This is a genomic window from Liquorilactobacillus uvarum DSM 19971, from assembly GCF_001434935.1.
In the GTDB taxonomy this organism is placed as follows: domain Bacteria; phylum Bacillota; class Bacilli; order Lactobacillales; family Lactobacillaceae; genus Liquorilactobacillus; species Liquorilactobacillus uvarum.
Window position 1 is genome coordinate 51710 of sequence record NZ_AZEG01000001.1, and the last position, 25648, is coordinate 77357.

The following is a 25648-nucleotide window of genomic DNA, read 5'->3' on the forward strand; positions in this document are numbered from 1 at the left end:
CTAACCTGTCAGCTTTTAATTAATCATTGAACAGATAGACCTTGCTTTCATATGGCCGCAATTCAGCATCTTTATCATCAGTGTAATTACTAATCAGCAATTCTGCATTTTTAGGCTGGTTATAATTACGCATAACTGTTTGATCTGTGAAGTTACTGATGACCAATAGAGTTTTGCCATTATAATGCCGTTGATATGCATAGACTTGCTCATCTTGAGGATCAAGTTCCTCAAAAGCCCCATATCTGATAATATCGAAATCATGACGCAGTTTGATTAATTTTTGATAATGATAAAACACTGAATTTTTATCTTCTAGTTCATTTTTTGCATTAATTTCTTTGTAGTTAGCATTCAGGCCGTACCATGGCGTCCCCTTTGTAAAACCAGCATCCTGATCAGTATTCCATTGCATAGGTGTCCGTGCATTATCACGCGACTTGACTGCTAGATACTTCAGCATAGTTGGGCCATCAACAAGCTTTCTTTGATCAACTAATTCATGGAAAAAGTTAACTGACTCCAAATCTTCATATTGTTCGATATCAGTAAAGTGGCAGTTAGTCATGCCTAATTCTTCACCTTCATACACATACGGTGTTCCCTGCATCATATGCAAAGTTGTTCCCAGCATTTTAGCTGACCTAACCTGGTACTTAGGATCATCGTTGCCAAATCGAGACACGGCCCGAGGCTGGTCATGATTATTCCAATAAAGGCTGTTCCATCCCTTTCCATCCAACGCTTTTTGCCAGCGATTCAATGAACTTTTCAGCTCTGTCAGCTTAACTGGTTCATCGTTCCACTTGCCAAGACGTACATCCGGATTAGGTCCGAGTCCAACATGTTCAAATTGAAAGACCATATTAAGTTCATGGCTGTCAAGCCCAGTATACTTGATAGCATCTTCGGGGGTTGATCCAGGCATTTCACCAACAGTCATCACATCGTAATGTGAAAGGACTTCATCATGCATTTGTCTTAGAAATTCATTGAGCCGAGGACCATCTGCAACAAAACCAAGTGTTCTCTCAGCAGTTGGAGTTCCCGAAAGATCTGGTAAACCAGCTGGTTTTGAAATTAAGTTGATTACGTCCATTCTAAAACCATCAACGCCCTTATCTAGCCAGAAACGTTCAACATCAAACACAGCCTCCCTTACTTTTGGATTCTCCCAATTAAGATCGGGTTGTCCAGGAGCAAACAAATGTAAATAGTATTGTCCTCTTTCAGGGACATATGTCCAAGCAGGTCCCCCAAATGCTGCCAGCCAATTATTCGGTTCATGTCCATCGACTGGATCGCGCCAAATATAGTAATCAGCGTATTTATTGTCTTTTGCTTTTTTACTTTCTTGGAACCACTTGTGCTGGTCCGATGTATGGTTAACAACTAAATCCATTATAAGTTTCATGTCACGTTTATGGATTTGCGCTAACAAGTAGTCGAAGTCATCCATATTACCATACTCTGGATTAATATTCTTATAATCAGCAATATCATATCCATTATCCTTGTTGGGTGAGATATAAATTGGATTAAGCCAGATAACATCAACCCCAAGTTTTTTAACATAATCCAAACGTTTTACGATCCCTAATAAATCGCCAATGCCATCATTATTACTATCTTGAAAACTCATTGGATAAATTTGATAAACGACTGAGTCTTTAAACCATTGTTTTTTCATAATTATCTTTCCTTTCAGATATAGGCAAAATCCATTTGCCTTTAATTATTAATTTTAGTTGTTGTGATGTATAAATCGAACTGTAAATGCTGCGACAAACAGGCTGACACCTCCTACTAAAAACATTGCTGGCATCGAATGCCCCACTAATGGAAAAACCCAGAAACTAGCTATAGATGCTGCTATTTGCGGCAAACAAATGCTACAGTTAAACAATCCCAGATATGCTCCATCATGTTTACCATCTAATGCTTCGGTTAATAATGAAAAAGGCTGTGTATTTATAACAAGATATGTTATCCCAATTAAAATAAACGGAATGATTAACATATACTTGTTATGTATAAAGAATACTAAAATAAAGCCTAACGCCCCGGAAATCAACCCAAATTGATACCAAAATTTCCGATGGCTTGATTTTGTATGAGATTGAACCAGTAGTCCCCATACAACACCTGCAATTGATTGAATACATGTGAGAACCCCAAACCAATTTCCAGCTGCTTGATAGCCAACCGATGTAGGATCACTAGTATTCCAAACATTCAGCGAAATAGCACCAGTTGCATATGTCCAAGAATACAAGATCGCAAACCAAGTAAAAAACTGAACGATTGAAATTTCCCAGAAAACTCTAGGTGCCTTCTTTAGCAGACTAACAAGACTTGGTCCCTTTCCTTTTTGTTTTTTTAAATCAATGTTGTGGTAAAGAGCATATGTTTTCGGATCATATTCGTGCACCTTAGCAATTGTTAATATTGAAGTGGCCAATAAAATGGCTGCTGCTAGATAAAAAGCAATTTTAACAGTCAGCGGAATAGCACCCTTAGAAGCAGTATTAGGAATTCCAATAATGGCTAAAACAAATGGAATTAAGGTTGCTACAACTCCCCCTAGACTTGAAAAAGATTGCTGCCACGACCATGCCATATCCTTTTGCTCTTCATTGACCATATCACCAAGGATCATCTTGAATGGCTGCATACACACATTTGAAGTTAAATCCATGAATAATGTTGCGACTGCTGCAAACCAAAGAGCAGCGGCCGAACCATAACCAAATCCGAATGATCTAGCATTTGGCAATAAAATAAGAACAATTGCTGCTGCAGGAGCACCCACCAACAAATATGGCATTCGGCGGCCAAAACGATTCCATGTTCCATCTGAATATTTACCAACCAGTGGCTGAATTATCATCCCCGCCAATGGCGGCAATATGAAAAAAAATCCTAGTTTATTGGGATCGGTTCCAATAGTTTGGAATATTCTTCCAAGTTGTGACTGCTGCAAAGAAAATGCCATGTTGACCCAAAGAAACCAAAAGTCATCGCGAATATAGTTAAGCGCTTTAAAACAGGTAATTTTTTTTGCACTCTATTATCTGTTTTTTGTTTACCGGCAGAAAGTGTTTCTCCATCTAACTTAGATATCATAACAACTCCTCCATTCTAAAAGCTCAATATTCATTTCATTCAACAAGGTTATATTATCACATTGAGTAAACGTTTACAATACCTTTTAAGCAATATAGCAAACGTTTACTATTTTCTAAAAATGGTGTGCTATAATTAAACCTGTGATAATATTCATTATGAGGTGAATACTAATGGGCGTAACGATCAAAGACATCGCAAAGAGAGCTAATGTTTCAATTGCAACTGTCTCTCGAGCTTTATCTGGAAAAAATAAATTCAATTCAGAAAAAACGATAAAAAAAATTCAAGCACTCGCTAAAGAAATGGGATACAGAAAAAATACTGCAGCCGTTGAACTTGTGACCCGCTCAAGTAAAGTTCTGGCTGTAATAGTCTCAGCAACCAAAACTAACTTTGCAAATCCTATCATCGATGGAATTCATGAGGAAGCATACAAACATGACTTAAATGTTATTATCAGCTATGCTGGAGAAAAAGAACCGCAACGTCAATATGAGGCAATTAAAACGATAATTGAACGTTCTGTTAAGGGAATACTGTTACTTGCTTTGGACCTTTCAGAATCTAGCTACAAGCTGCTTAGTGAATCTGAAATACCTTATATTTTTTTATCAATTTCTAACAATCGCAACATTCCTTTTATTGCCTCAAATGATTATTTAATTGGATATCAAGCAACAAATTACTTAATTGGTCAAGGACATAAAAATATTGCATTGGCCGGTCTTGACACTAATTCATATATTGGAAAACAAAGAATCGCTGGCTACAGAAAAGCACTTATTGAAAACAAATTGGTTCTTAGACCTGAATGGATAACCAACGGCTTATTTACATATGATGATGGTCTTAAAACAATGAAGTACTTTGGAAAAAATCCAAAGATTACTGCTGTTATTGCGTGCAGCGACCTAGTAGGTCTTGGAATTGCAAACCAAGCTGTTAGTTTAGGGCTTCATGTTCCCACTGACTTATCAATTATAACTATTGATGGTACAAATCTTTGTAATCTTGTCAGACCGACATTGACCAGCTTGACCCAAGATTTTCATCAAATGGGAATACTTGGCACCAAGTATTTGATAGGAAATGATAAAAACACTCATTATAGTAAATTCATAGACGTAAAAATTGAAAAACGCAAAAGCGATTGTCCATTAACAAGAAACAACAAACTGTCCTAACTAAGATGTTTAACTGTTTTATCAATTAAAGGGACTAGTTTGAACTTATCTTGAGCAATTTTTTGCTTGAGGTCTATATTTGTTTGTGTAGAAACAAATAACCTCCCAGAGATTAAATCTGGAGGGTTACTAAGTTTGTAATTAATTGTGATAAACCATTATTAAGCTAAGATAAAAATATATTATCGTAGTATTGTAAAATTGGTCCTTTGGCTATTCATTTTAATGCTGCGATCGTAACATCTCCATATAGTGACTTCCAGTCATTTTTAAAATCTGTAACAGCAGCTGAAATCAAAGGGACATTTAAACCAGCATTAACTACATCTGTACCTATTGTGACAGCATGTGCACCATTTTTTATTGCAGCTGTTACCTGTTCAACATTGTGGAAACTAGCCGCCAATATCTTGGTCTGGCTTCCACTTTTTTTGATTGCTTGTGCAAGTTCGGCAATTACTTGATCAGCTGCAATGTTCATATTCTGCATCCGATTATAGTAAGGAGCAAGATAATCAGCATGAGCCGCCAGCGCCAATTCTCCTTGAAAAGCTGTATAAATTGCTGTCGCTGTAATGTGTAACCCCTTATTTTTCAAAATTTTAATTGCCGCCAATCCTTCTTCATTTGTTGGAATTTTTATATATACATCTTGGTCGATTTCTTCCGTAATGCGATGTGCATCCGCAACAATTTCATCTACCGTTGATCCGACTACTTGAACATGAAGTGCCTTATTTTTACCAATGATTCTGCGAATTTCACGCAGATGCTCAAAAAAATTAATTCTTCCTTCTTTTTTGACAATCGTTGGATTAGATGTCACACCACTTAAAGGCAGGGTTTTATTATATCTTCTTATTTGCTCTAAATTGACTGTATCTACTAATATTTCCATTATATTTTCTCCTTTTTTAATTTCATCTATCGACCGTAATATAAAATCTATTAAGTCAAAAATTTAACCCAACTGCTCATTTGCCAACAAAACATCGTATTAAACAGTTTGTTCCGTTCTTTCGATAATATCATCTTGAGTTTCTTTAGATAAACCAACAAAGAATGCCGAATAACCGGCCACACGAACAATTAAATCACGATGCTTATCTGGATTATTTTGAGCATCAACCAAAGTTTCTCTAGCAACAACATTATATTGAACATGGTATCCGTGAAGTCGATTGAAAAAAGTACGCAATAGCATTACCAATTTCTCACAGTTCTCTGCACTGCGTAAAATCTGAGGCGACATTTTTTGATTCAACAAAACACCACCAGTAATAGCCTTCGTATTCAGCTTAGATACTGATTTAAAGACAGCAGTTGGTCCATCCACATCCAGCGCATGTTCTGGTGAGCAGCCCTCAGCTAATGGTGTTCGAGCAAATCTTCCATCTGGCGTTGCTAATGTGCTGTGTCCTTGTCCAACATTCGCAGAGATTGAAGATGTTCCGGCATATCGAAAGCCACCAATTGGTCCTCTGCCATACCGTGTGTTCTTATACTTCGCGATTTCATCAATATAAGGTTGATACGCATCAACAATTAATTGATCGACCTCATCAATATCATTACCGTATTTTGGTGCTTCATTGATCAGCATTTGACGAATTGATTCTTGGCCTTCTCCTTGATAATTGTCTTGCAGTGCCTGCCATAATTGCTTGGCCGTAATGCGGTGTTCTTCAAAGACCAGTTTTTTGATGGCAGCCAGTGAATCGGCTAAATTAGCAATACCAACTTGTAATCCACTGATAAAGTCATAGATTGCTCCGCCTTCTTTAATCGTTTTTCCACGTCCAATACAATCCTCAGTTAAAACAGAACACAAAATATCCGGATAGTTTTGTTCCAAAGCCAGGTCGCAGCTATTTTCTATGATGACACTCTGCCGCGTAATTTCTCTTAGTGACTTATTCCATGATGCTATTAATTCTGCATATGACTTCATTCTAGTAAAATGACCATAATTTGGAAGTAGCTGTTTACCAGATTCTGGATCTTTGCCACCGTTCATAACAATCAGCAATGTCCGTGGAAAATTAACAAAACTCATCCCAGTACAACGGTAACCCCATTTACCTGGAACGGCTGTTTCAACACAACCGATCGCACTATAGTTGTATGCATCTTCCTTCTTTATTCCACGCTTGATAAATGACGGAATAATAATCTCGTCGTTGTTAAAAGCCGGCATTCCTAAACCTTTTTTGATCACTTCAACACACTGACGCATAAAATGATCGCTGAGTCCATGATGGTAACGAACTGTCAGATTAGGTTGTGGTAAATGAGCCTGCACAATTGCATTTAAGATAAGATATGACATTGGGTTGACTGCATCGCGTCCATCCTTTGTTTGACCGCCAATTGTAATGTTTTGATATAGCGGACTACCGGCTGAAAACTCTGTATGTGCCCATGAACGAACTTTATTGATGGTCAAAGTCTTAATACATAAATTTGTCAGCAATTCGGTTGCTTTTTCCGCAGTGATTCTGCCAGACACAATATCTCTTTCATAAAATGGATCAAGATACTGATCCAGCCGCCCGTAAGATACTGAATGCCCGTTGGATTCAATCTGCAGTACCAGATGTGTTAACCAAATCGCTTGTACCGCCTCTTGGTACGTACTAGATGCCTGATAAGGTACTTTACGCAAAATTCTCGCAATTTCACGCAATTCGTTTTTGCGTTTTTTTTCAATGGTTTGAGCTGCTTGCTCTTCAGCCAAGTCGGCGTATCTTTCCGCAAAACCTCTAACTGCATTAATGACAATCAAACCTGCCTGATAGAAATAAAGTTTCTTTTGTTGTTTGATATCAGTGAGATCCAATTGTTTCATCAATTCTTTAATTCGTTTTTCATATGAAACTAGTCCATTATTGATAACATGCTCATAATCAACTGCAATATGTCCATCACCCGAAGTTATATTACCATCAGCTCCAATCAATCCTAAATCATAAAAAAGACGGCTTTGTGGTGGAAAGGAAGCATAACCACGATCTTCCAGAGTATTATGCTTCCAAAAAGGTGCAATTTCACGTAACTCTTTTTTGGCTTCTTCTGTAATATAAAATACATCCCCAGAGCGCTTTTCGAAGGTATCTAGCTCGTCAATAACCCAGTTCATGGAATATTCTGGAAAAACTGGAGCCCAGCGATTATGTGATGCCTGATTTCCTGCCAGAAGCGTGTCTTTCTCGATATAAATCGTCATATTTTCTAAGACATGTTCTAAAACACGTGCTCTAATGATATCAACCTGCTGATCTTGATACTTTTTATACGCCTCTGTTGTTAATATAGCTCTTTCAGGATCAACGTATGGCTTGGCATCAAGGATCGACTCCCGATAATTATGCATTTTAGGTGTCAATTTCCCAAAATTTCCGACATTCTGTCCAAATACTTCTTGATCTGCAGTAATTGTTGTACACATACTAGACAACCTCCTTGAATTTCATTAAACATAACCATTATTCAAAAACAAACATACTCCTAAGTCGGACTCCAATGCTGCTGCCTTTACCACCCGTTTATTTTGACTTTTACCCCTGCCTCCTGCAATCTTTTTTGGTATTCCAATAAATCTTCTGCATGCAGTTGGGCCACATTTTTTAGTTCATACTCTCTTCCCAACTCCGTATACTTTTTTAATCCAAACTGATGAAATGGTAATAGTTCAACTTCTGTTACCCCTATTTTACGAAAAAGTTTTCCAAATTGTTTTGCGTCTTCATTGGTGTAATTAAAATGAGGAATAACTGGAATTCTGATACAATATTTTCTTCCAGACGCAACCAAAGTCTGCATATTTTTCAAAATCAGTTCATTGGTTCCACCAGTTCCTTTTTTATGAAGCACTGGATTCCATTGCTTACAGTCAAAGTAAACTAAATCCATATACTTATAAAATTCATTAAAAACTTCTGGTTTGGCAAAACCCGTTGTTTCGCATGCCAGGTGGATCCCACGAGCTTTAATTGCTTCCGCAAGCTTGATAGCAAACGGTGCTTGGAACAGAACTTCCCCACCAGAAAATGTCACACCGCCGTTTGATTCGTCATAGAAATCTTTATCCTGCATAATAATCTTCATCAGCTCAGAAACCGTTTTATACTTGCCAACTATCGTGCTGCAATTTTTGACTTCATCAAACATTTTCTCGGTTTTTTTTCTTTGAGATTCTGGATTGGCACACCATGCACAGCGTAGAGGACAACCTTTGAAAAAAATAACAGTTCGAATACCCGGTCCATCGTTTAAACTGAACTTTTGAATGTTAAAAATTAAACCTTTCCTTGTCTTGTCCGTTCCTTGTTTAATTGTCATGATACCTCTCCCTTCTATCCGGAAGACCATTAACTATTTTGATTTTTAAATAAATTAAAGTCGGCATTATATCTTCGTTATTAGGCATCCAGCAACTATTTTATAATACAAATATTTTTGTTTTGTATCTAAATAAGGTATAATTCAAATGCTGAAATCACCCTACTATACAGCACCTTTTCGTAATGCTGCCCGCATCTATAACTGCTTTCAAAACGTGTTTAAAAATTAAGGGATGAAATTATGGATACAAACAAGCGAGAATTATTAGCCAGAATAGCCTATCTTTATTACATAAAAAAATACAGTCAAAAACAAATCTCACAGGAATTAGGTATCTACCGTACAACCGTCAGTCGCCTTTTGAAACAGGCACAACGTGAAAAAATTGTTTCCATTCAAATTAATGGTTTTGACACTAGTATTTTTGCTTTAGAATTAGAACTTAAAAAGCTAGGTCACTTAAAAAATGTCTTAATTGCCAAAAACAGCAAACAAAAGAATAAACAACTTTCTGCTAAAGCTGCCCAATATCTGCGTCAGATCATTTTTCCTAAAGCAACTGTAGGTTTTGCATGGGGCAGTGCTTTAGCTGGAATGGTTGGTCAGCTGCATAATTTTAGAAATACTGATGCACTCTTTGTTCCATTGGTTGGCGGGCCGAGTGCTGCTAACAGCGGCTATCATGTTAATGGAATTATCTATGATTTTGCCCGCCAGCTCGGTGGTAAAAGCCTGTTTATTGATACGCCAGTTATTCAAGAATCAGCCTATGCCCGCACTTGCTTTGTCTCTTCACCTCGTTTCGAACCGCTTAGACGTTCGTGGGATAATTTGGATATTGCTCTAGTCGGGATCGGCGGCCCTCTAAAAGGCTATTCAAGTAGTTGGCGCAATCTGCTGACCGCAAAAGATATCGAATTTTTAAAAGAACGAAAAGCAATAGGTGATTGCTGTTGCACTTTTTTCGATAAGAATGGTAAGATTCTTCGAGGCGAACCGCTTAACCGCACAATCGCAATTCCGCTACACACTCTTCAAAAAGCCCAAACAGTAGTTGGTGTAGCACGTTCATTGGCTAAAGTACCTTCAATAGCTGCACTACTGAAATTAAACATTCTCGATGTTTTGATTACTGATGAAGAGACTGGTACCCGTCTTCTAACATATTTAAAGAAGCAAAAAACAAAGTAAAAAGATTCACAATCTATCTTTGTTTACTAGTCAATAAATAAATCTATAGCACTTTGTAAACATGTTTAAATCCATATCCTTCTCATTTCATCGGTATTTAGGGAAGCGCTTCCTTTAATTGAAGTATACGTTCTATTATCTTCAATATCAATATAAGTAAAGAACCCAAAAAATTTACTCATTCCTTAATCAGACTAAACTCCATTGTTTCAGTACTTGGTGACAGTTTGACTGTTCTGTAAATTCATTAAAATATGCACAAAAGTGCAAAATCGAACAATGTTTCCTATCATAATTATTCGCTTTCAAATTTTGTTTCATACTGCACAGTCAAAAGAAACGAAAATTATGGAGAATTCGCAGTTAGATTGATTAGATTATTTTTTGAAACGACAACATAAATACAAGAATAAAATTAACGGTTGGGCGTATTTCTGCACAAGCTATATGTACGCGACTGATTTTTTGTGTATACAAATAAGGCTGATCCAAGAATTTATCCCAGCTCAACCCTATTTTTAAACTTTGTATTATATGAATTAATGTATTTCAATGTTTCGCTACTTCTTCAAAGCATTAAAAAGTGCTTCACTCAATTCAATCTTAGCCTTGCCAGGTTCACTATTGAAAAATTCGACCTGCCCTTGATGAATATCAGTGCGCAACAAATCTTTACTTTTTAGGACACGCTGTAATTCACGTGCCGCACCCGGACCTCCGTCAACAATAAACGGTTCCGGTCCTACAACATCTCTAACAGCTTCTTTGATGAATGGAAAATGCGTGCACCCCAAAACAATTGCATCAGTTTTCCCTTTATATTTTGTAAGAAGCTTTTTAAGATATGCATGTACCTCTTCTGAATTTAATTCACCACGCTCAACAAACTCAACTAGAGTCGGAGCCGGTACCGGAATCAATGTCGCATCTTTCTCATATTTTTCCATCAACTCAGTAAATTTTTCTTCACGCAACGTCAGTGGAGTCGCCATAACTAAGATATGCGAGTTTTTTTTGCGTTCAACAGCTGGTTTAACGGCTGGTTCTAAACCAATAACTGGCAGCTCAGGATAACGAACTCTAATGTCATCAACTGCAGCACTTGTTGCCGTGTTGCATGCAATCACAATAGCTTTGACATTTTTTCTCAAAAAATGCTCAACGATTGCAAAACTTAGCCTTTTAACTTCTTCAGTCGTTTTGATACCATAAGGTGCATTTTTAGAATCGCCAAAAAATATAAAATCTTCCGCGGGCATTAGTTGGTGCAAGTTGCGCAAAACACTAATTCCACCGACACCTGAATCGAAAACTCCGACTGGAAGATTCTTTTTAGAGTTCTCCATAGTTTCAACTTCCTTTTTCAAAATTATTTGTATTACATAAAACTAGACAAGCAAAGAGCCCAAGAATCGAATCAAAATTCTCAGGCCCTCTACTAGTTGTTACCTTAGAGCCTCACACTGATGAATAAAACTCTACTCTTCTAAAATCTCTTAATAATTGATTACCCTTTGCAATTCAACATCTATGCCTGTGCAGCAACATATTTTTGAATTCGTTTGGCCGCTTCCTGCAAATTCTCCATACTAGCAGCATAGCTAATCCGCACGTACCCTTCGCCACCAGCTCCAAAAGATATACCGGGAATCAAAGCAACTTTAGCATCCCGTGCTAGACTACGCACAAACTTCCACGAATCCTGCATACAATTTGCTGGAATTTTGGCAAAAATATAAAAGGCTCCATCTGGACTCGCCATTCTAAAACCGACTTTTTTGAGTTCATTAATTAAGAAATCCCGTCTCTTAGCATATTCCTTCAGCATAACTGCACTGTCTTTCTTACCATTCTTCATGGCTTCTAAAGCTGCATACTGTGCATTAGCCGTCGGAGCAGTTACCATGTATTGATGTGACTTGACAACCTGTTCAATGAAATCCTGAGGCCCCATAATATAGCCGATACGCCACCCGGTCATAGCGTGTGACTTAGACAAGCCATTAATGACGATTGTATTGTCAGGTGCAAATTCAGCAAGTGAAACATGCTTCTTGTTGTATGAAAGTTCTGCATATATTTCATCGCTGATTGCCCAGATATCCTGTTCTTTGATAACTTCTGCCAGACCCTTTAGCTGTTCACGTGAATAAGCAACACCAGTCGGATTGCTTGGATAGTTTAAAACAACTGCTTTTACATGAGCCAGCGGATATTCTTCAAAAACCTTGCGCAGACGAGCAGGTGTCAAAATAAAATTATCTTCGCTAGTGTCAACTGTAATCACACGACCACGATTAACTAAAGTGTCAGGAATATAAATTGGAAAAATCGGTGTCGGAACAATAACAACATCTTCTGAATTCAGAATCGTCTGCAGACTGGCAGCTATTCCCTCTGTCGCTCCAATAGTTGTTACAATCTGTTCTGGTTTATAATTAAAATCGAATTTTTCGTTATAATAAGCAGCAGCAGCTTTTCTTAATTCCGGAATACCCGCATTAGGCGTGTAATGAGAATGATTCTCCTCAATCGCTTTAATTGCAGCCTTCTTAATATGATCGGGTGTATTAAAATCCGGTTCACCCAACGTCAACTTAATGACACCTGGAATGTTGCTGACTTCTGTATCAAACTGTCGAATATCAGAAACTGCAATTTGTTCAATTCGATTATTAAATTTATTCCTTTTCATTTTATATCTCCCCATAAAAAAATAAGATAAGAATCTGAGAAAACCATTTCTTTTAATTATATCACGATATCAAAGGAAAAGAATGCGCTAAAGCTTGTTTTAACTTTAAGCAATTTTTAAATTAATAAAGACAATTTGTTTTTTAATCAACTGCGCTTCTTTTACAGCTAGAAAATTGAATCTAAGGCATAAAAAAACCAGAGAAAACGACAAAATTAACATCTTGTCACATTCCTCTGAATTTAATCTTCAATTTTTGTTTTCATTATTATAAAAAACATTTTTTTCAACCAGATTTAGGTTGTCTATTCACAAAATCTACTGCTATTGCAGCACTTAACGTAAAAATCAATAATTCCGAAGATAAGTTAACTCCTTCGCTCCCCTAAAAAACGTGGATGCACTTTTAGTCCAGTAAAGCTCCCCATCAACATCTAAGCAGCAATATTAAACCGCGTAATTTTCTGCAACCGAGAAGCAATTATGACAACAAGCGCAACCTTAACCAAAGCAGGGATAATAAACGGAACTAAGCCAGTCATAAAGGCTGCTTTAACAGACATGTTCAGCATCAAAACCATCCACAGTGAACCTATAATAAGATTCAGCCCTGCTCCCAGTACGTTAGCTATAAACAGATCTACTGCCCTACGTCCACGGAACTTTAAATATAGTGAAGCTACAAGAGCGTATATCACAAAAGAATACAGATACCCAGCTGTAGGGCTAACCAAAACAGCTGCTCCACCGGAAAAGCCAGCAAAAACAGGCAAACCGACAGCTCCTAGAATCAAGTATGCAATAACCACCTCAAAAGCATAGAGCGTTGGAAGTAATGATGCGATTAAGCCTATCGCAAAAGTTTGCAATGTAAGTGGAACAATTGGCAAGGGGATTGTAATTTGTGAACAAATAACCAGTGCTGCCAGTAAAAGACCAGCCAGTGTTAATTTATGTATTTTTCCTTTTGATAACATTAAAAAAAACTCCTTCAATAAGATTCGTTAGCCTCATCATAGCGTATCTTCTTTCGAACGTCAACCAATTTTAAGTCAGAGGTTAACTAACCGAATCTGAAAAGAGTATTTTTTGTCATTTCACTTCTAATTATGCTGTTTTAAATTCTAGTTAAGAAGTAAATGTTTCTCTAATCGTTAGATTTTGAGCATTAACTTAAAATTACAAAGATAGCTCAATTTGGAAAAAGAGTAATTTATGGTTGAACAGAAACAATTGACTTTTAGAACACTTTAATTCGAATAATATGAGGTCAAAACAAAGCACTGGGTCAGAATGTGACGGTTACCCAGCGCCACGCTTTATTCAGCATCATTACCCAAGGTTGACCTAGGTATCTTAGAACTTAACCTTCCTTATTCCGTGGGATACATCCCCCACCTAAAAAAACAATTCAAATTTCAACCCCAGGCTGCAAAAATTCATGTTTTTGATAAAATTTCAGCAATCAAGTGGCTTCAGGTCCTTGAGCTTAAATATTATTCAATCATAATTCGCCTTTAAAACCCTCATTTTCACTGCAAGTACCCCGTGTTTCTTAACCACATTTTGCGGATAAACCTGCACTAGTTCATCCAAACTGAGCCCTACTGCCTCTTCAGAGTACAACTTATAAATTTCCGCAAGCTTTTTGAATTTTTTGATGCTCCAAGCACTTGCTAGAATTATGTCTTCTTTGTCACTTTTACGATGAACCGCAAGTGTATCACCTACACTAAAATGCTTCATTTCCTCATCATTCAAAAAGATTTCAACTGTCTTGGTACCGTTTGAAATCTTTTCAAACAGCAAATCATCCAATAGTATATCCACAATAATCGACCTCCCGCAAAACGTTAGTTAACTAGTTGCTTAGAAACTACTTGACATAAGGTACCTATTTTGAATATATGCTGCCATCTTCAGATAGAACCAGCGCATAATGCAAACCATGTGCTGTTTTCTTTTATCTAAAGATTAAAACAGCCCCTATTCCTATACCATCCAAATCATATAAGTAAGATATTATTCTTTTTGTTAAAAGTTATCAAGTAAAAAGACCTTTTATCTTTGTTTTCTTTATATAAAAAAGTAACAAAGGTCTAATTGATTGACTTTTGCTACTCCCAAAAATACTATTCTTTTTTTACTAAAGCACTAGTTTTACTTTTAAAACAAAATAATTCTTTTAATTTAACGTATCAGAACTAGCAATTCTAATTTCTGTGTTCTTTGGAAAAATACTGCGCTCTCTCTCACTTAAGACCTTGTCAGTGATAAACATTGAAATTTTATTCGGCGAACAAATACTGTAATAAGATGTATTAATGAATTTTTTATGTTCCGCAACTAAAATAACTTTGCGTGCACGTTTAACCGCCGTTCCAACAACTTCAGCATCTCCCTGATTCAACAAGTAAATACCATTTTCGTCGATTCCAGATGCTGCGATAAACGCCGTATCAAAGGCAACTTTATTTAACTCCTCAATCGCGGAGTTTGAATAGAAGAAACGATTCTGATGATCAAGCGTTCCACTTAACGTCTTGACAGTAATTTTGCTTTTTTCCGCCAATGCCATACAATTATCCAATGAGTGCGTAAAAACAGTCATCGGTAAATTCAGATTTTGACATGTTTTTAACAAGATAGTCGATGCATCAACAAAATAGACGTGATGAGCTTGAAAGTAGTCAGCAGCAGCCAGCGCAATTTGGGTTTTCTGCCGTGTAAAATGTGCAAGACGACTTTGAAAATTGGGGACTTTATTGCCAAAATCAAGCGGTAAAATTCCACCATGTGTCCGTTTCACTTCACCACGCTTATCAAGAAGTACAATATCTCTTCGAGCAGTATCTTGAGAAACACCGAATTCTGACATAATATCCTTGGTCGTTAATTCCTGACGTTCTTCTAATAGTTGTTTAATCAATTCAACTCTTTTTTCTTGGCTCATAAACCAACCTCAAATCTCCTATGTATTTCAAAGCAATCTCTTATTTATTATACTTGTTTAAGCAAAAAATTCCAAGCAAATGTAATGATTTACTTATCAAAACCGCTAAAAAGGATTCATACAAAAAAAGTTGGAAACGATTCATTCGCTCCAACCCTTTCTTGTTCTTTATTGTTCTCAATTTACATCCAAACGTTGTAAAAGGCAGCCTAGAAAGCTTTTTCCAATGGAGGAACAACTTGCTTTTTACGTGAAACAACACCTGGAAGATCCACTTTATTATCAACGATCTTAACATCAAAGGCTTTAGAAACAGCTTCTTGCGGTTCGCCTATAACAAGCAGACGAGTATCGCTATTCAGAATGTTAGTCACCATTAAAAGGAAAAGATCATATCCCTTCTCCTGATTTTGCTTTTCAATTGCAGCACGCAGAGCATCCTCACGTGCGAACACTTCATCAAGGTCAACTGTGTTAACTTGATCGATTCGAACTGTTTTACCACCCATTTCAAACGATTTAGCATCGGAAGTAATCAATTCCTCTTCAGTTTTGCTACCTAGATTTGTCCCTGCTTTGAGCATATCCAAACCATATGTTTCATAATCAACACCGGCAATTTTGGCTAGTTCCTTAACTGCCTTTTCATCTTGAGGGGTTGTTGTAGGTGATTTGAACAATAATGTATCCGAAACAATCGCAGATAACATCAATCCTGCTAGCTTAGCTGGTACTTCAACTTCATTTTGCTTGAATAACTTATAGATAATAGTACTGCAGCAGCCGAGAGGTTCAGCATGATAAAATAACGGGGCTGCTGTCTCAAAGTTAGCAATTCGATGATGATCTACAACATGTGTTACTTGAACTTGATCAATATCGTCAACACTCTGTTGAGCTTCGTTATGGTCAACAAGCATTACTGCTTCCACTTCGTCCTTAGCATTACTAATCACGCGCGGTGCCGGTTCGTCAAAATGATCTAAAACAAATTTTGTTTCTTCATTAGGTTCCCCTAAAGCAACCGCTTCAGTATCTGCCCCTAATTTATTTTCTAAATACGAGAATGCTTTCGCAGCAACAATCGCATCTGTATCCGGATTTTTATGTCCAAAAACTAATTCTTTCATTAAACTGATCTCCATTCTTTTTATTACTATCTTGATTTAACCTTCATTGTTCATTTCTGTCAAGCGGGAAATATAATCTTTCTCGGTCAAATAATTTTCAAATGAGCGTAGAAAATGTTGGATTCGCGGAATTTGATCCTTATCTTTTCTAAATACAAAAGATAGATCAAAGGATATTTCAGGTTCAAATAACGCTGTCCACAATTTCTCTTTCCTCTTATTATTATGTGCCAAAACAAAAGACTGCGGTAAAGTCGTATAAACCCCTGTAGCAAGCGCAAAACGATAAATTTGGGCCGGTGTCGCAAAATGAGCAGCACTAGTAGGCTTATCTACTAACTCATTTTTGTAAGATTCGCGAATGATACTGTTTAAATAATATAGTGGAGGATAGGTAACCCATTCATTGTCCAATGTGTCTTTAAGCTTGATTCGCCTCTTTTTTGACAGTTTTTCATCATGATGCAGAAAAAGCAGGTCCTCCGTAATTATCTTTTTGGCAGCGTATGGCTTCCAATTCTTAATGTTATCATCTGGAAGATACATCACAGCGAGATCAATCGTATTTTTTTCGAGTCTTTCCCAAATTTCCTTTCGAGTCAGCATATGGAAAATAATTTTAACGTCATGATTTTCCTTATAGTAATTGATCGCAAAATTACTGAAAACACGATCCTCGATTGAAGCCAGGATACCAATACTTATTTCACCTTGCGTCGCACTTGTGGACTGCTGAATCTCATCAGTCGCTCTATTTAGTGCTTCATAAATTTGATGGGTAGCATCAAGCATCGTGTAGCCAGCATCCGATAAGTGCAGTTTCTTTCCAACCGAGTAAAATAACGGAGCTCCTACATTGCGCTCCAATTTCTTGATTTGTTGGGTCAAGGCAGGTTGTGTTATTCCCAAAATTTGAGCTGCTTGGGTATAACTCATGGTATCAGCAAGCTGCAGAAAATAACTTAAGGTTTTTGAAGAAAAAATGTTTTCCTGTTTCGTTTTCATAATATCCTTCCCACTTCTATTAATTTTTATTAATGGTAAGTGCTACTTCAAACTTATTGAATATCTTTATAATAAAACAAACCAACCCGTCTTGACAACCAAAAAATTAACTTTTAACATATAAATATTGATAGCAATTACTTGCTTTTTACACCTCTTACCAGTTATTATTCGTTAGAATCCAAATTCACGATATTCCTGCATTTTTCGTGCAAACAAACTGCTGGTTGTCGGCGGCGTATAAGTAATAGCATTTGCGCCCGCTTCAAGAACTGCTGTAATTGTTTCATCAGAATGCCCACCAGTTGCAATAATTGGAACTTCAGGGTATTTTTTTCTGATCTCAGCAACGATCTTTGGAGTATTGTGACCCCCACTCACATTTAAAACATCAATCCCACTCGCAAATTTTTCATCAAAATCCACTTCACCGGAAACTACTGTCAGCAAAATTGGAATATCGACTACATCTTCAATCATTTTTATTGTTTCAGAAGACGTAGGTGCATTGACTACCACACCGATACTCCCTAAACTTTCAGCAAACAAACTCATGTCAGCAGACCTTTTTCCGCTAGTCAACCCCCCGCCAACGCCAGCGAAAACGGGTTTATCTGCAGCAATGTTAATTGCCTGCATGATTGCTGGATCAGGAGTGAAAGGATAAACAGCCAAAATAGCATCTGCATTTGTATTGCGAATAATGGCAATGTCAGTTGTATATACTAGAGAACGAACTTTACGTCCCATAAAGTAAATGCCACTCGCCTGTTTGATTATTGAGGGCATCGGAATAATTTGTTTCCTCAAATTAGTTGAAACATTGAACTTGAACGAATTTATTTTGATCACCTCACAAAAATTAAAAATTAGTAAATAAAACAAGCACTGTCTTTTGCTGTGAAAACAGTCCTACAGAATAAAAAAGTTCTAGACTATTGACAGTGTTGTATGCACTTGGCATGGTATTCTTGTTGAATTATATTCAAAAAATTGGTAACGGTCTCATTTCAAATAAGACAATTAAATCATGATTTAAATTATTGAAAAATAAGAACTTGCAAGGAGTTTTTTTTCAGATGCTGAGATAACTTAGAATGCCAGAAGAAAGTATTATTTCCTTAAAGTGTTGGTCACTAACTAGTATCGGTCTTAAAAGTACCACAAAAAAAGCAGCTTGCAAATAAATTAAAACTCTTTTTATCATAAAAATAATTTGCATTTTTAAACCGTGCTAGTACTCTCTTTCAAATGATTAATGACTAATAATATTCACATTTCTAAAATTCTTAACTGTTAAACAGCATAAAAAGACCGCGACAAAGCCACTCTTGCCCCAGTCTCTTTGATTTATAATTATTAAACTTGACATTATTGCATTCCAAAGGCTGCTTTTTTAACCTAATGCGTGTTGTCATAGACTGCTATTCATATATAATCATAGCGCCTTATCTCTGCGCTGCTTTAGAAGATATATCAATCGAGATATCCTTGATAATCATCCACATGTAGCAATTTTTCTGCATTTGCGACTCTCTCGCTGGATGGAGGCTCAATTCCTTCCAATTTATATTTGATGCCCATTTCATGATATTTATGCACACCCATCGTATGATACGGAAGCACCTCTACCTTTTTAACATTTTTAAGCGTTTTAATATAATCCCCAAGCTCCGAAAGATAATTATCAAAATCAGTTCTTTCAGGAATCAGCACATGTCTGATCCAAACCGGTTTTTTAGTATCAGACAAATACTGACATAGATCTAAAATATTTTCATTACGATAACCAGTTAATTTACGATGCTCATCGGAGTTAATATGTTTAATATCAACTAACAAAATATCAGTTACTTCCATTAAGCGCTGAAACTTACCAAACCACGGCTGCCTGCGGGTAAAAGGCTGACCACAAGTATCTAAACAAGTGTTTATCCCTAACTTCTTGCATTTAGTAAAAAGTTCGATTGCAAATTCAATTTGTAAAAGAATCTCTCCTCCGCTTAAAGTGATCCCACCTTTGTCTCCCCAAAACTGACGGAAAGGCAATGCTTTTTCTAAAAGTTCGTCTGTTGTCATTTCAGTCCCAACGTTTTTCTTCCATGTATCAGGATTATGGCAAAACTGGCATCGCATATTGCATCCCTGCATAAAGGCCACAAATCTGATTCCAGGCCCATCAACTGCCCCAAAACTCTCAGTAGAATGAACAAAGCCTAAAATTTGACCATCTCGTTTGGGAACTTTTCTCTCACGTAAAGGTGATTTCGTCATTGTTCCTCATCCTCTCGTTGAATCCTCTTAACAAATACATAAGGAGCGACTGGGACAAAATATTTTTGCCTTAGCCCCTCCTTATTATAAAATCAACTAATCAACTGGATCAAAGAACACAACTACATTGTTTCATGGAACGTACGTGAAATAACATCGTCTTGCTGTTCCTTGGTCAAATCTGCAAAGTATACACAATATCCTGAAACACGAATTGTTAATGTTGGGTACTTCTCAGGGTGTTTCTGTGCATCTAACAAAGTATCACGTTTGAAGACATTAATGTTCAAATGATGTCCATTATTCTTCATGTAGCCATTAATCATATTAACCAACGTATCTTCTTGTAATTTTGGATCATGTCCCAGTGTCGTTGGAGTTACAGCAAAAGTATTTGAAATCCCATCTGTTGCATATTTGTAAGGTATCTTAGCAACAGACAAAAGTGATGCCAATGCTCCATTTTGTTCTGCACCGTAAGCTGGATTAGCTCCAGGTGCAAAAGGTTCACCTTTTTTACGTCCATCTGGAGTCGTCCCTGTATTTTTACCATAAACAACATTTGAAGTAATTGTCAAAACAGATGTTGATAATTTTGATCCACGATACAAATGATGTTTATTCATCTTGGTAAACAAAGATTTAACCAGCCAAACCGCAATTTCATCTGCCCGTTCATCATTATTACCATATTTTGGAAAGTCCTTATCTGTTTTAAAATCAACTGCGATCCCATTCTCATCACGAATTGCTTTCACATGTCCGTACTTAATAGCTGAGATCGAGTCTGCTGCAACAGAAAGGCCTGAAATACCAGTTGCAAATGTTCTATCCAATCGTGTGTCCTTCAAAGCTAATTGGGCTGATTCATAGTAATATTTGTCATGCATGTAGTGAATTGTGTTCAAAGCATTAACATAGACATCTGCTAACCAATCAAGCATCGCATCAAACTTCTGCATAAACTCATCGTAATCAATGTATTCACTTGTAATAGGCGCATAAGCTGGTCCGACTTGAGCTTCACCAATCTCATCCTTACCACCATTAATTGCGTATAAAACCGTCTTAGCAAGGTTAGCACGTGCGCCAAAATACTGAATTCCATCCGCAACCGGCTGTGCAGACACACAACAAGCAATTGCATAGTAATCTGTTCCCCATTGTTTAAGCATTAAATCATCATTTTCGTATTGGATCGTTGAACTCTCAACCGAAACACTTGCTGCATAGCGCTTAAACGTCTCTGGAAGTTTTTGCGACCATAATAAGGTGATATTTGGCTCTGGAGCAGCTCCCATGTTACTCAACGTATTTAAGAAACGATACGCTGTCTTAGTAACATGGTGCTCGCCATCCATTCCCATCCCTGCTAGAGATAAAGTCGCCCAGATCGGGTTGCCAGAGAACAAGGAGTTATATTCAGGTGTTCGAATAAATGATACCATTCGCAATTTCATTGTAAATTGATCAACAAGCTCTTGGGCTTCTTTTTCTGTTAAAAGGCCACGCTTCAAATCTCTCTCGACAAAAATATCGATGAAAGTATCGATCCGCCCGATTGACATTGCTGCGCCATTTTGCTGCTTAATAGCAGCTAAATAGCCAAAGTATAGCCACTGAACAGCTTCTTTTGCATTTGTCGCAGGTTTGGAAATATCAAAGCCATATGAAGCAGCCATTTCTTTAATCTGATTCAAAGCCCTGATTTGTTCAGAAATTTCTTCACGCATTTGAATAACTTCATCAGTCATCTCTTGATCACCATAATTATCTAAGTCATTCAATTTAGCTTGAACTAACCGATCAATGCCATAAAGGGCAATGCGCGGAAAGTCGCCAACAAGACGTCCACGTCCGTATGCATCTGGAAGGCCTGTTACTATTTTATAATGACGTGCACGCCTGACCTCTGGAGTGTACGCATCAAATACACCTTGATTATGACTCTTAGTGATATCTGTAAATATATGTGTTGTTTCCGGATCAATCTCAAAACCATAAGACTTGAGAGCATCAGCTGCCATACGAATTCCACCGAATGGCATCAAAGCTTTTTTCATCGGCTTATCTGTCTGCAATCCAACAATTTTTTCGCGCTGCTTATCTAAGTACCCAGGCCCGTGTGAAGTAATGGTCGAAACAACTTTTGTGTCAGCATCAAGTACACCGCCGGCAGCACGTTCTTTTAGCTTAAGCTTAGTCAATTCATCATTGAGAATTCTTGTATCCTCAGTTGGCCCTTCGAGAAATGATTCATCACCGTTATACTGATGATAGTTTTGCTGAATGAAATCACGAATGTCAATTTCCGACTGCCACTGTCCCCCCTTAAAATCATCCCATGCTTTTTGACTAGTTTCTCTTTCCATCTGTTTCATCTTAAAAGCCTCCTTATTAATATGTTAAGCGCTTTCTACACACTGATAATAGCATTCAAAAGCTTTCTTAGCAAGCGTTTTCACTAATTAATTAAAACTTTACAAGCTTTATTACGTCTCTCTAAACTATAGTAAGGAATTTAAAGTTGTTCGTCAATGTGAATAGCTGAGCAATTAGTTTTGCAAAATATAAAATATTTCACTCTATTCTCAATTTTAACGATCAAAAAAAACTAGATCAAAAGTTAAATTTTGATCTAGTTTCATTATCAATTCCGGATAAATATGTTCCACAAGTCAAAATTATCTGTCTAACTTTAAATTACTCATAGCAAAAAAACACTCTGTATTCATAATTTTGCGTTAATACTCAAATTTTACTAGCTGTGCCATACTCCCCTACAATTAGCTTTAACTTTGTACATTCCGAAGAAAAGTTTTCTGCGCTCGCCCGCAAATTAGTTATAGCTAAACTTGAACTGTTCTCATAATTTATCGCTTATATTTAGCAATTTCTATTTTCAATCAATATACTCTAACTACATTTAAATTTGCATTATTTATTGAAGGAACATGTCCTTATGGAACAACTCGTACTTCACTGTTACCCAAATTCCTTTTATCAGCGGTCAGCATCAGGCGCATAGATTGGATGTGCGTCGGTTAATTCTTTAACTTGCTTTTTAACTGCTCGTAGTTTTTCTTCATCAGTCGAATTTTTTAAAGCATTAACAATCAACTCAGCAACCTGCTTTGCCTCATTCGTTGAGAAGCCACGGCTTGTGATAGCTGGTGTACCTAGTCGAATTCCACTCGTTTTGAAAGGACTTAATGTTTCAAAAGGAATTGAATTCTTATTGACAGTAATATTAAGGCTGTCCAGAAGATGTTCTGCTTCTTTACCGTTAACACCGAAATCACGAACATCAACCAGCAGTAGATGGTTATCAGTGCCACCGGAAACCAGACGAGCTTCAGAATCTTTGTCAAAAACTTTTGCCATTGCCTGTGCATTGGCGATGATTTGTTTTGAATACTGTGTAAAGCTAGGGTCCAAAGCTTCTTTGAATGCAGCTGCTTTAGCCGCCACCACGTGTTCAAGTGGTCCGCCCTGTGTTCCAGGGAAAATGTTGCTGTTAATTTTTTTAGCCAATTTACTGTCGTTAGTTAGAATCATCCCACCGCGAGGACCACGTAGCGTTTTGTGTGTTGTTGTTGTCGTAATGTCCGCATATGGAACTGGGTTTTGATGCAACCCGGCCGCAACAAGACCTGCAATATGTGCCATATCTACCATTAGCTTTGCATTAACTTTATCAGCTATTTCTCTGAACTTGGCAAAATCGATTTTACGTGAATAAGCACTTGCTCCAGCAACAATTAATTTTGGCTGATGTTTTTCTGCTAGCTCTAAAATACGGGCATAATCAAGTTTCTCCGTTTCTTGATCAACTCCATATCCGATAAAATTATATGTTTTACCACTGAAATTCACCGGTGAACCATGTGTCAAGTGTCCACCAGCAGCCAGATCCATTCCTAGAACAGTGTCTCCCGGTTTGATCAAAGATAAATATGCTGCTGCATTTGATTGCGAACCCGAGTGAGGTTGTACATTGACAAACTTTGCGCCAAAAAGTTTTTTAGCGCGTTCAATCGCTAAGTTTTCAACAATATCAATATACTGGCAGCCCCCGTAATAACGTTTGCCTGGATATCCTTCAGCATACTTATTGGTCAAAACACTTCCTTGAGCAGCCATAACCGCCTTGGAAACAATATTTTCAGAAGCAATTAATTCAATATTGTTCTGTTGTCTTTTTTCTTCTTTTTCAATAGCACTCCATAATTCCGGATCAAAATCTTTATAGTTCATTTAGCCACCTCCATATTATTTTTTATTGTAACATATGCAAAATAAGAACACATTCAAAAATCGAATGCATTCTTATCCTTAATTGAACCTCAAATTAATAAAATTAAATACACATTTCTACCCATTATTTTTTTATCAATAAACGACTAGTCTTCCAACCAATTCTCTGGGTCCTGGCGCCATTTTTTAAGAAGTTTCTTCTCAGAAGCAGTTATCTGTTCATCAGAAGCTGCAACATCAATCAATTCTCCATAATTAGTCAAGGTTGCAAAAGGTATTTTAGCTGCGGCAAAATTTTTATCGGCTGCATCCAACTGATAGCTGAAAATTCCGCAAACTCCAATCACATCAGCACCTTCTTTTTGAGCTGCCGCCACAGCTTTAAGTACGCTGCCGCCAGTTGAGATCAAATCATCGATTAAAAGCGTTTTTTGTCCCACCGTTAAGTGTCCCTCAATTTGTTTACCCCGGCCATGATCCTTGGGTTTAGAACGAACATAAATCATAGGCAGATTTAACTCCTGTGCAATCCAAGCTGCATGCGGAATTCCAGCCGTTGCCGTTCCAGCAATCATTTCAACCTCTGGAAAAGATTCTCTGATTAAATCTGCAATTCCCTTTGCTATTCTTGTTCTTATCTCTGGATAGCTGATCGTCAGCCGATTATCACAATAAATTGGGCTCTTAATTCCACTTGCCCATGTAAAAGGTTCATTTGGCGATAAAGTCACCGCATTAATTTCTAAAAGATCCTTAGCAACTTGCTTCATTAAATGTTTTCCTCCCACATCTCTTTTATGTATCGATATGCAGCTACGCTATCTGTTGCCTGCGTAATTGCACGTCCTACTACAATTGCACTGCTCTTGCGAGCCGCAGCTTGATCAGGAGTCATAACTCTCTTCTGATCACCCACATCAGCACCAGCTAATCTGATACCTGGTGTTACACGCAAAAAGTTTGCGCTTGTTTTTGTCAAAATCGAATTTGCTTCATAGGCAGAACAGACCACTCCGTCCATTCCTGCTGTTTGAGCCAAACGGGCGTAATGCAAGACACTTTGCTCAAGTGAAACTGCCACCTGCTGCTCCTCAGTCACCATTTTCTGGTCGGTCGAAGTTAGTTGAGTAATTGCCAGCAACTTAGCATTTTTATTACCACCACTGCCATCAAGCAATCCCTCTTTTGCTGCGCGCATCATTTCGCCGCCGCCACTTGCATGCAGTGTCGTCATGCTAACTCCTAGTTTTCCAATAACACGCATCGTATTTTCAACTGTATGCGGAATGTCATGACATTTTAAATCAAGGAAAACGTCATGTCCCTTAGCTAGAATTGCCTTAACCATTTCTTGCCCTTCGCTGTAAAAAAGTTCCATGCCAACTTTAACAAAAAGCTTTTCCTCAGCTGGAAATTTATTCAAAAATGTCTCTGTGGCTTGCCGATTGGGAAAATCTAATGCAATGATTGGTCGCTTAATTGTCAT

19 protein-coding genes and 1 pseudogene are annotated in these 25648 nt (G+C 37.4%); 2 read left to right on the forward strand and 18 right to left on the reverse strand.

Annotated elements, in window-relative coordinates:
* Nucleotides 1-19: 19 nt before the first annotated feature.
* Nucleotides 20-1690, reverse strand: coding sequence for a glycoside hydrolase family 13 protein (locus tag FD20_RS00240; protein ID WP_057735502.1), 1671 nt, complete (start codon nt 1688-1690; stop codon nt 20-22).
* A gap of 54 nt (nt 1691-1744) precedes the next feature.
* Nucleotides 1745-3021, reverse strand: a pseudogene (locus tag FD20_RS00245) (SLC45 family MFS transporter).
* Nucleotides 3022-3299: 278 nt separating this feature from the next.
* Between FD20_RS00245 and FD20_RS00250 the strand changes: the two are divergent.
* Nucleotides 3300-4313: a LacI family DNA-binding transcriptional regulator gene (locus FD20_RS00250; RefSeq protein ID WP_057735503.1), complete on the forward strand. Its 1014-nt coding sequence runs from the start codon at nt 3300-3302 to the stop codon at nt 4311-4313.
* A gap of 217 nt (nt 4314-4530) precedes the next feature.
* On the opposite strand, the gene FD20_RS00255 is transcribed toward FD20_RS00250, so the two are convergent.
* From FD20_RS00255 to FD20_RS00265, 3 genes are all read right to left on the reverse strand, one after another.
* Nucleotides 4531-5211 carry a fructose-6-phosphate aldolase gene (locus FD20_RS00255; RefSeq protein WP_057735504.1) on the reverse strand — a complete coding sequence of 227 codons (681 nt, stop codon included), beginning with the start codon at nt 5209-5211 and terminating at the stop codon, nt 4531-4533.
* A gap of 99 nt (nt 5212-5310) precedes the next feature.
* The gene (locus tag FD20_RS00260) at nt 5311-7761 is read right to left on the reverse strand and encodes a glycyl radical protein (RefSeq protein ID WP_057735505.1); all 2451 of its coding nucleotides are present in this window, start codon (nt 7759-7761) and stop codon (nt 5311-5313) included.
* A gap of 86 nt (nt 7762-7847) precedes the next feature.
* A complete protein-coding gene (locus FD20_RS00265; protein WP_057735506.1) occupies nt 7848-8654 on the reverse strand; it encodes a glycyl-radical enzyme activating protein in 807 nt (268 codons plus the stop codon).
* 243 nt (nt 8655-8897) lie between these two features.
* On the opposite strand from FD20_RS00265, the gene FD20_RS00270 reads away from it, so the two are divergent.
* Nucleotides 8898-9848 (forward strand): sugar-binding transcriptional regulator, encoded by a 951-nt coding sequence (locus FD20_RS00270; protein WP_057735507.1) that lies wholly within the window; start codon nt 8898-8900, stop codon nt 9846-9848.
* Nucleotides 9849-10408: 560 nt separating this feature from the next.
* Here FD20_RS00270 and murI read toward each other — a convergent pair.
* The 13 genes from murI to pyrF form a co-directional block, all read right to left on the reverse strand.
* The gene (gene murI, locus FD20_RS00275) at nt 10409-11194 is read right to left on the reverse strand and encodes a glutamate racemase (RefSeq protein ID WP_057735508.1); all 786 of its coding nucleotides are present in this window, start codon (nt 11192-11194) and stop codon (nt 10409-10411) included.
* 182 nt (nt 11195-11376) lie between these two features.
* The gene (locus FD20_RS00280; protein WP_057735509.1) at nt 11377-12543 is read right to left on the reverse strand and encodes a pyridoxal phosphate-dependent aminotransferase; all 1167 of its coding nucleotides are present in this window, start codon (nt 12541-12543) and stop codon (nt 11377-11379) included.
* Nucleotides 12544-12977: 434 nt separating this feature from the next.
* A complete protein-coding gene (locus FD20_RS00285; RefSeq protein ID WP_057735510.1) occupies nt 12978-13520 on the reverse strand; it encodes a biotin transporter BioY in 543 nt (180 codons plus the stop codon).
* 523 nt (nt 13521-14043) lie between these two features.
* The gene (locus FD20_RS00290) at nt 14044-14373 is read right to left on the reverse strand and encodes an ASCH domain-containing protein (RefSeq protein ID WP_057735511.1); all 330 of its coding nucleotides are present in this window, start codon (nt 14371-14373) and stop codon (nt 14044-14046) included.
* Nucleotides 14374-14728: 355 nt separating this feature from the next.
* Nucleotides 14729-15496: a DeoR/GlpR family DNA-binding transcription regulator gene (locus FD20_RS00295; RefSeq protein WP_057735512.1), complete on the reverse strand. Its 768-nt coding sequence runs from the start codon at nt 15494-15496 to the stop codon at nt 14729-14731.
* Nucleotides 15497-15705: 209 nt separating this feature from the next.
* Nucleotides 15706-16626, reverse strand: a complete 921-nt coding sequence (locus FD20_RS00300; RefSeq protein ID WP_057735513.1) for a manganese-dependent inorganic pyrophosphatase — start codon at nt 16624-16626, stop codon at nt 15706-15708.
* Nucleotides 16627-16662: 36 nt separating this feature from the next.
* Nucleotides 16663-17631: a LysR family transcriptional regulator gene (locus tag FD20_RS00305; protein WP_057735514.1), complete on the reverse strand. Its 969-nt coding sequence runs from the start codon at nt 17629-17631 to the stop codon at nt 16663-16665.
* A 174-nt stretch (nt 17632-17805) separates the two neighbouring features.
* On the reverse strand, nt 17806-18420 hold the full coding sequence (locus tag FD20_RS00310) for a beta/alpha barrel domain-containing protein (protein ID WP_187327333.1): 615 nt from the start codon (nt 18418-18420) through the stop codon (nt 17806-17808).
* A gap of 687 nt (nt 18421-19107) precedes the next feature.
* Entirely contained in the window at nt 19108-19905 is a 798-nt protein-coding gene (pflA, locus tag FD20_RS00315) for a pyruvate formate-lyase-activating protein (RefSeq protein WP_057735515.1), read from the reverse strand.
* Between the two features lie 122 nt (nt 19906-20027).
* Complete coding sequence (gene pflB / locus FD20_RS00320; RefSeq protein ID WP_057735516.1) at nt 20028-22286, reverse strand: formate C-acetyltransferase; 2259 nt, start codon at nt 22284-22286, stop codon at nt 20028-20030.
* A 622-nt stretch (nt 22287-22908) separates the two neighbouring features.
* A complete protein-coding gene (glyA, locus tag FD20_RS00325; protein ID WP_057735517.1) occupies nt 22909-24162 on the reverse strand; it encodes a serine hydroxymethyltransferase in 1254 nt (417 codons plus the stop codon).
* Nucleotides 24163-24308: 146 nt separating this feature from the next.
* A complete protein-coding gene (gene pyrE, locus FD20_RS00330) occupies nt 24309-24932 on the reverse strand; it encodes an orotate phosphoribosyltransferase (protein WP_057735518.1) in 624 nt (207 codons plus the stop codon).
* Nucleotides 24932-25648 (reverse strand): orotidine-5'-phosphate decarboxylase, encoded by a 717-nt coding sequence (gene pyrF, locus FD20_RS00335; protein ID WP_057735519.1) that lies wholly within the window; start codon nt 25646-25648, stop codon nt 24932-24934. Before pyrF ends, pyrE begins: the two co-directional genes overlap by 1 nt.